The following is a 1,125-nucleotide window of genomic DNA, read 5'->3' as shown; positions in this document are numbered from 1 at the left end:
GACAGCCTGCTGCTCAACACCGACTATCTCCAGATCTTCTTCCGCTCGATCTGGCTGGCGGTGCTGACCACGGCGCTGACCCTGGCAATCGGCCTGCCCACCGCGCTGTTCATGGCGCTGCAGCCCGAGCGGCGCCGCAACCTCCTGATCTTCCTGGTCACCATCCCGTTCTGGACCAACCTGCTGGTCCGCAACTATGCCTGGATCCTGCTCCTGCGGAACAACGGGCTGATCGACCAGGTGCTGATGGGGCTGGGGCTGCGCGACCAGCCGATCGGCGTGCTCTACACGACCTTCTCGATCGCGGTCGGCCTCACCTACACCTTCATGCCGTTCATGGTGCTGCCGATCTATGCCAGCCTGGAGAAGCTGGACTGGCGGCTGGTCGAGGCCGCCTACGACCTGGGGGCGGACCGCTGGCGGGCGCTGCGCAGGGTGGTGGTGCCGCTGGCCATGCCCGGGATCGTGGCCGGCTGCATCCTGGTGTTCATCCCGTGCCTGGGCGCCTTCGTGACGCCGGAACTGCTCGGCGGCGGCAAGGCACTGATGATCGGCAACCTGATCCAGAGCCAGTTCGGTGCTGCGCGCAACTGGCCGTTCGGTGCCGCCCTCTCCATGGCGCTGCTGGCCGCCGTGCTGCTCGCGATGATGTTCTACCTGTGGCGCTACCGCCGGGCCCCTGGAGCCGTGTGACCCATGACCGACCCGGCCAAGAACCCGCTGTTCCGCTTCCCCGGGCTGAAGCCTGCCGCCTGGCTGTTCTTCATCTTTCTCTACGCGCCGATCGTCGTGCTCCTGGCACTGGCCTTCAACGACAACGAGCAGGCCACCATCTGGACCGGGTTCAGCACCCGCTGGTTCGGCATCGTGCTGGACAATGCCGACCTGATCCGAGCCTTCAACAACTCCCTGATCGTCGCCACCACGGCGACGCTGCTCGCCACGACCATCGCGACGCTGGCGGCGCTCGGCATGAACCGTGCACGGTTTCGCGGCCAGGACGGCGTCAACGCGCTGATCAGCCTGCCGCTGATCGTGCCCGAGATCGTCACCGCCGTGGCTACACTGCTGTTCTTCATCATGCTGGGCTTCCGGCTGGGCCTGGGCACGGTGATCCTGGCGCAT

General features: G+C 66.4%; 2 protein-coding genes. Both read left to right on the top strand.

All coding sequences use genetic code 11. The features are described 5' to 3' along the window. A partial coding sequence (locus EQG76_RS23910; protein WP_159717031.1) for an ABC transporter permease occupies nt 1-693 on the top strand: 693 nt, incomplete at its 5' end. Between the two features lie 3 nt (nt 694-696). Further along, nucleotides 697-1,125: ABC transporter permease (locus EQG76_RS23905; RefSeq protein WP_407925563.1), on the top strand; the 429-nt coding region annotated here is incomplete at its 3' end.

This window comes from Geminicoccus flavidas (assembly GCF_009806515.1).
Lineage (GTDB): Bacteria > Pseudomonadota > Alphaproteobacteria > Geminicoccales > Geminicoccaceae > Geminicoccus > Geminicoccus flavidus.
The sequence above is the reverse complement of the archived record's forward strand: the minus strand, read 5'-3'. Positions and strand labels throughout refer to the sequence as shown.